5 protein-coding genes and 2 pseudogenes are annotated in these 7,077 nt (G+C 51.6%); all 7 read left to right on the forward strand.

The genetic code is table 11. The annotated features are described in order from the left end of the window. Window positions 1–502, forward strand: a pseudogene (locus PA598K_RS21225) (hypothetical protein); the annotation flags it as partial. A gap of 186 nt (window positions 503–688) precedes the next feature. Beyond that, complete coding sequence (gene gmd / locus PA598K_RS21230) at window positions 689–1,774, forward strand: GDP-mannose 4,6-dehydratase (RefSeq protein WP_128658890.1); 1,086 nt, start codon at window positions 689–691, stop codon at window positions 1,772–1,774. A 1-nt stretch (window position 1,775) separates the two neighbouring features. Further along, a complete protein-coding gene (locus PA598K_RS21235) occupies window positions 1,776–2,708 on the forward strand; it encodes a GDP-L-fucose synthase family protein (protein ID WP_128658891.1) in 933 nt (310 codons plus the stop codon). Then, complete coding sequence (locus tag PA598K_RS21240) at window positions 2,705–3,880, forward strand: DegT/DnrJ/EryC1/StrS family aminotransferase (RefSeq protein ID WP_128658892.1); 1,176 nt, start codon at window positions 2,705–2,707, stop codon at window positions 3,878–3,880. Before PA598K_RS21235 ends, PA598K_RS21240 begins: the two co-directional genes overlap by 4 nt. 42 nt (window positions 3,881–3,922) lie before the next feature. Beyond that, window positions 3,923–4,852, forward strand: coding sequence for a glycosyltransferase family protein (locus PA598K_RS21245; protein ID WP_128658893.1), 930 nt, complete (start codon window positions 3,923–3,925; stop codon window positions 4,850–4,852). A gap of 124 nt (window positions 4,853–4,976) precedes the next feature. Further along, entirely contained in the window at window positions 4,977–5,861 is an 885-nt protein-coding gene (locus PA598K_RS21250; protein WP_260405526.1) for a glycosyltransferase family protein, read from the forward strand. Window positions 5,862–6,070: 209 nt separating this feature from the next. Further along, window positions 6,071–7,077 (forward strand): annotated as a pseudogene (locus tag PA598K_RS37380) (collagen-like protein); the annotation flags it as partial.

Raw genomic sequence — 7,077 nt, forward strand, 5'->3', positions numbered from 1 at the left:
CGTCACCGGCGCCACGGGCGTCACCGGCGCTACTGGCCTGATGGGGAATACTGGAGCTACTGGGCCTACAGGTACGTTCCCCGTATTAACAGTTATCTATGATGGCTCCTCCCAGTTACCTGGCAACCAGCAAATTAACTTTAACGGCATAATTTATGATGGAGGAGCGCCCTATATAACTCAGAACTCCCCGTCTGATTATTCGTTGCTTCAGGGTCTTTATATGGTGTCTTGGAATGTGCAAGCAGTGTTTAGCATTACAGGAGAAGCCATGTCATTCGAGCTGCGCAAAGATGACGAGGTTGATTCGATTCCAGGCGGCAAGATCCATTTGAGCAATATTACGACACAATATACACCTTTGGGATTATCGGTTGTAGTGCCCATATTAACAGATAACACCATTATATCCTTATACAACGCCTTGACGTCACCTGTTACCCTGATTACTCAAGGTTCACAGATGGGAGCGCAGATGACTATTATTCGAATTACGGGTTAAAAACTTCCAGTCGATATCTTGAGGATGCGGGCCAAGGCGCCCGCACCTCTTGATCGAATCTTCTAAGCGTACGGTTTTTATGTTGTGACGCCATTTCTGCTTATTAACTCAGAATATGACAACCTGTGTCGATCATAGGATCTTTTGTAGCTTACGGTTCAAGGAAATAACGGTCAGGAGGAAAATATGGGGAAAACAGCTTTCATCACCGGCATTACCGGTCAGGACGGCGCATACCTGGCGGAGCTGCTGCTGCAGAAAGGATATGTGGTGCACGGGTTGCAACGCAGAAGCTCGCTGCCGAATACCGGTCGGATCGATCATCTATTGCAGGATCATGTTCCTCTTCATCTTCATGCCGGCGACTTGACGGATTCTACGCAAATTATGCGTATCATTCAAGAGACGCGACCGGACGAAATTTATAACTTGGCGGCAATGAGCCACGTCCATATCAGTTTTGAGGTGCCGGAATATACGGCCAATGCCGACGGGATCGGCACCCTTCGCCTACTGGAGGCGGTCAGAACGGCCGGTTTGGGGGAGAAGACTCGAATATATCAAGCCTCCACGTCCGAATTATATGGCCTGGTGCAAGAAACTCCCCAGAAGGAAACGACGCCCTTCTACCCTCGCAGTCCTTATGCCGTAGCCAAGTTGTACGCGTACTGGATCACTGTCAATTACCGCGAGGCATACGATCTCTTCGCCTGCAACGGGATTTTGTTCAACCATGAGAGTCCGTTACGCGGCGAGATGTTCGTCACCCGCAAAATAACAAAAGCCGCAGCCAACATCGCCTTCGGCCTGCAAGACTGTCTATATCTTGGCAACCTTAATGCCAAGCGCGACTGGGGACATGCCAAAGACTATGTGGAAGCGATGTGGCTCATGCTGCAACAGCCGCAGCCGGAAGACTTTGTCATCGCCACAGGGGTGACAACGACCGTACGCGAATTTGTGTTGCTGGCCTTCGACGAACTAGGAATCGAACTCACATTCGAAGGCGAAAAAGAGCAAGAAACCGCGTCTGTAGCAGCATGCCGCAATCCCGAATTCCAATTGCCAGTTGGCCAAGTCGTCGTGAGAGTGTCGCCGCAATATTACCGACCTACAGAGGTCGAGCTGCTGCTCGGCGATGCGACTAAAGCCCGCGAACAATTGAACTGGCGGCCTAAATACGATCTCCCATCGATTGTAAAAGAAATGATACACAGCGAGGTGGGTCAAGTCCGCCAAGCGGGCTTGGCCCATGCCAAAGGCGGGGAATGATATGCGTGTTCTCATTACGGGCGCATCCGGAATGGTCGGCCAAAACCTGATGCGTCATCCGGGTCTTAAGCGATACGATGTGCTTTGTCCAAGCCGATCGCAAGTAAACTTGCTCGATTACCCGCAGGTGGAAGCCTATTGTCGCGAGCATAAGCCCGAACTGATCATTCATGCGGCTGGCAAAGTCGGCGGCATTCAAGCTAATATGCAATTCCAGTCCGCCTTCCTGCTGGACAATATGGACATGGGACGCAACGTGGTCCGAGCGGCTCGTCAGAGCGGCATCAGGAAGCTGCTCAATATCGGCAGCTCTTGCATGTATCCTCGCCATGCTGCCAATCCACTGCGCGAGGAATTTATCCTGCAGGGTGAGCTGGAGCCGACGAACGAAGGCTATGCGCTGGCCAAAATCGCCACCGCCCGTCTTTGTCGGTATATTCATGCCGAGGATGCGTCCTTCTGCTACAAAACAGTGATCCCGTGCAACATGTACGGCCCCTGGGATAAATTCGACCCCACCCACTCGCATCTGCTCGCTGCCGCCCTCTACAAGATCCACCGTGCAAAACAGGAAGGCGTGGATGAGGTGACGATATGGGGCGACGGCACCGCGCGCAGAGAGTTCATGTATGCTGGCGACTTTGCAGATTTCCTCATCTATGCCTTGGCTCAATTCGACAACCTGCCTGACATGATGAACGTCGGATGCGGCTTTGATTATACCGTGAATGAATACTACCGCGCCGTCGCGGAGGTCGTCGATTATCGCGGAGGCTTCGTCCACGATCTATCCAAAGAGGTCGGCATGAAGCAGAAGCTCGTCGATACCAGCCGGCTGCGCAGCCTGGGCTGGACGGCTTCGACCGGACTTGCGGAAGGGATTGCCCAAACCTACCAATGGCTGATGGCCACGAAAGGAGAACACTTCCGATGAAATATGCGCTGGCGAGCTCGACTTGGGATCACCGTGAATTGGAGGCGATGCAAACCGTTATACAATCCGGGAGGTTCACGATGGGCGCGAAGGTGGAGCAATTCGAACAGGCCTTCGCAAACTATACAGGCAGCCGGTACGCCGTCATGGTGAATTCGGGCTCGTCCGCCAATCTGCTGATGATCGCCGCCTTGTTTTACAGCAAGGCGCATTCGATCCGAGCAGGCGACGAAGTGATCGTCCCTGCTGTTTCGTGGGCGACAACCTATTATCCACTGTACCAATATGGCTTGAAGCTCAAGTTTGTCGATATCGATCCGTGTACGCTCAACTACGATCTGAACGCTCTGAGTAAGGCGATCAGCGACCGAACCCGCTTGTTGATGGCGGTCAATCTGCTGGGCAACCCAAACGATTTTTCCAACATTCAAGAGCTGATCGAATCCAAAAACATCATCCTGATCGAGGACAATTGCGAATCGCTCGGCGCATTGTGGGATGGTCGACAAACGGGAACATTCGGTCTAATGGGTAGCTACAGTTCGTTTTTCAGCCATCATATCTCCACGATCGAGGGCGGTCTGGTCGTGACGGACGACGAGGAGTTGTATCACTTGTTGCTCTCGCTGCGGGCTCACGGCTGGACGCGCAATCTGCCTAGCGACAACCGGGTGTGTGGCGCCAAGAGCGACGATCCGTTCGAGGAATCATTCCGCTTCGTGTTGCCGGGATATAACGTCAGACCCGGGGAGTTAAATGGCGCGCTCGGACTCGAACAACTGCAAAAGCTGCCGGATATGATCTCTACCAGACGCAAGAATGCGCTACGTTACCAAAGCTTGTTCGCTGATCATCCCTGGTTCGATGTCCAGCGCGAGCTCGGCGAGAGCAGTTGGTTTGGCTTCGCGCTCATTCTTAAGCCCACAGCGCCCTTCACCCGAAAGCAAGTGACAGATCTGCTCCAGAGCCGCGACATCGAATGCCGACCCATCGTCGCCGGCAACTTTGCCAAGAATGAAGTGCTGCAGTACTTCGATTACGAAATACACGGCTCGCTCAAGCACGCGCAGCGCATCGATCGTCACGGTCTCTTCGTCGGCAATCATCATTACGAGCTGGACAACGAGCTTCATTACTTAAAGGATACCCTTGAGGAATTGAACCGCGTATAATCTGCCGAACCCCCAAAGCGGGTGATTGTAGGAGGACAACAAATGGAACCTTTAAGATTATTAGTGTTAGGCAGAGATGATAGCCGCTACCTGGTTCAGGCATCTCACTACTTCATGCAAGAGTTGGCCAAAGAAACCGAGCTTCGAATTTCTCACGACTCAGGAGACATCCAAGAAATTATCGACGCGATGGATTTTGAGCCGGAATTCGTTTATTTCCACGATTATTATGAAATCGAGTCTCATCAGGTCACTGGATTAAAGGAACTCAATATCCCTTACGCGGTCCGTTTGCATGATCTGCATTTTGAGATTGAGAAAAGACGACAATTGTTGAAAAATGACGGCGTTCGGCATGTGTTTACATATTATCGAGATCGATTCCTGGATTGGTTCCCGGAGTATGCCTCAGGCATGATTTGGAATCCACACCATGTCAATACAGACGTTTTCTACGATCGCGGGTTAGAGAGAGACATTGACATTTTATTGACAGGCGCCATGTTTTCTAATATTTATCCTTTGCGTATCCACTATTTGAATCGCTTTTGGGGGCGTCCCGGGTTTCAATATGTACCTCATCCAGGTTACATTCAGATAACTGAAGGCGAATCTCATCCTCATATCGGAGAAAATTATTCCAAAATTTTGAATCGGGCCAAAATATGTGTCACCTGCGATTCCGTTTTTAAATACCCGGTCATGAAATATTTCGAAATTACAGCTAGCAACAGCTTGTTACTGGCGCCCTCTTCTCAAGAGCTAAATGACCTTGGATTTGTGACTGGCGAACACTTCGTTGAAGTGGATGAGACCAATTTTGAAGATAAGGTCAACTATTATCTGGAGCATGAGGATGAACGCCTGCGTATTGCTCAGTCTGGCATGCAGATGGTCCATGAACGCCATAACACTAAGAAACGGGTCAAGGAGTTTGTAGCCGTGTTAAATAGGATTACCTCCAGAGGCTAGAGGAAACGAGAGGGCTCCTTTTGCTAGCGAGAGGAATATGCTGCATTAACAGCTTGTAGAGTCGCTTCTTGGCTTGTTTTGTGTAACCCTAGGCCCTTCGATCCTATTCTTAGGAGGTTCAAAAGTGTTTGAAAAATTACCTTCAAAAAAGCTGCTGCTTTGCTATGTAAAAACCGCGATTACAGCCGGACGATATCTTGAAGATGCACTAAGATCATTAGGTATCGAGGTTGATGTATACACCAAAGAAATCGACTTTGCCAAAATCGACCTGGCCTTATACCAAGCGGTCATCTTCCCTGAAACAACTGCGGTGGTCGATGTAAAGAATATAGAATTGGTACGAATACCCAAGTACTTTTGGCTACTGCACGGCACCAATCGGCTGCAGCGAGCCCTCAAGCTTTGTGAGGAATTCAAGATTGACTACCTGTTAATGGCTCAATCGATGGAATTGGCCCAGCAATTCCCCATTCCTTCGATTTTCTTCCCGTTTGCGGCAGACACCAATTTTTTCAGTTGCTCAAAACCATTGGCATTGCGAGATTACGCCGTAGGCTTTATCGGTACGCATGGCTGGGGATATGAAAGCCGTGACCATGACCTGGCAGCGATCACCGCGCGTTTTGGCGATGCGCATCCGCTCTCCCTCTATTCCAGTCATTTGACGGGTCCTCGTATAGCGGAATTGTATAATGAATGCAAAATTGTGTATAACCAGTCCCCTGCTCACTTTGCACATTTTAATATGCGGTTGCTCGAGGGTATGGGCTGCGGCGCGCTCGTCTTGAGCAACAATAATGCAGATCAAAACCTGGTGTTCACGCCAGACGAACACTATGTACTGTTCAACGATCAGGCAGATATGCTGGAGAAGGTCGACTACTATCTCACCCATCTGGATGAAGCGCAGAAGATTGCCAGTCAAGGCCTTGAACATCTGTTGGCCCACCATACGTATCGCCATCGGGCCGAGCAATTGTTAGCGCATATCCAATCCATTAGTTAGTTAGCCTTAGAGATCGAAAAAATAAATATAGCGGAGCTAGGCAGGGCCACTGGCGATTGGGATATCGTCAATGGTCCTTTTTTGGTAGCTCCTTAACGCCTGTTAATAAGCGATAAGCGGAAATAAGTAGAAAGATAGGTTATTGCCAGTCTCGCTATGTCAAACAAACGAGTATGCTACACCATCGTTCAATTAAGGAGGAATGAAGATTGTCCTATCCGAATATTCCAAACATCAGTCCCACCATGACACTGACGCGGGACGATGTGGTGAACCTGATCTTTTCGTCCATCGCGATGGAAGAGCTGGGACTAGCCCACATCATCAATGCCGAGGGCGAGAAGATCCAGTACGCTCTAGGCACGCTGGCCGGCGTCACCGGACCGGGTGCCACACTCGCAGAGATTCTGCAGATTAATCAAAGCGCTCAGTCCATGCTCGATACCGTATTCCGCCAAGAGATGATGCTCGACTCCAAGCTGAAGACGGCAGCAAGTCTGCCGACACTAGTCGGTGCGCAAGGTCCTACAGGTCCCACCGGCTTGCCGGGCGCTGTGACCAGTGTCAATGGACAGACCGGCGATGTCGTACTGAATGCCGATGACGGCGTCTTCCCCATCAACAATGAAATACCGCAGGGCACTGAATTACGCAGCTTCAGCCAGCCAGGAGTGTACAGCTCTGCGAGCCCAACAGGGGACGGTCCAGGTGACAGCCCTGAAGGAGTGGCGCATCCCGCAGTCTGGACAATATATGTCTCGCGCGTCGGCGACTATGTACAGCAGCTCTACATTTCCAATCCAGCGCTTTACTACCGTAGCAGCACTAATGGCGGTCTCACTTACACCCCCTGGGTGGCGATCGGCCAAGGCGTCACAGGCGCTACCGGCATTAGTATCCCGGGAGCTACGGGAGCTATCGGAGCAAGCGGAGTCACTGGCGTCACTGGCGCGACAGGCGCAACCGGGTTCGCTGGCGCGACAGGCCCGACAGGGGCTACCGGAGTCGCTGGCGTCACTGGGGCGACAGGAGCGACAGGAGCGACCGGACTGACTGGCATTGCCGGAGCCACAGGTGCGACGGGCACTACAGGCATCACAGGCGCCACAGGCGCGACGGGCACTACTGGCGCCACAGGCGCCACAGGCGTCACTGGCGCGACGGGTGCCACTGGCGCCACCGGAGCTACTGGCGCGACGGGAACCACCGGCATCAC

Source organism: Paenibacillus sp. 598K (assembly GCF_003851045.1).
Classification (GTDB): domain Bacteria; phylum Bacillota; class Bacilli; order Paenibacillales; family Paenibacillaceae; genus Paenibacillus_D.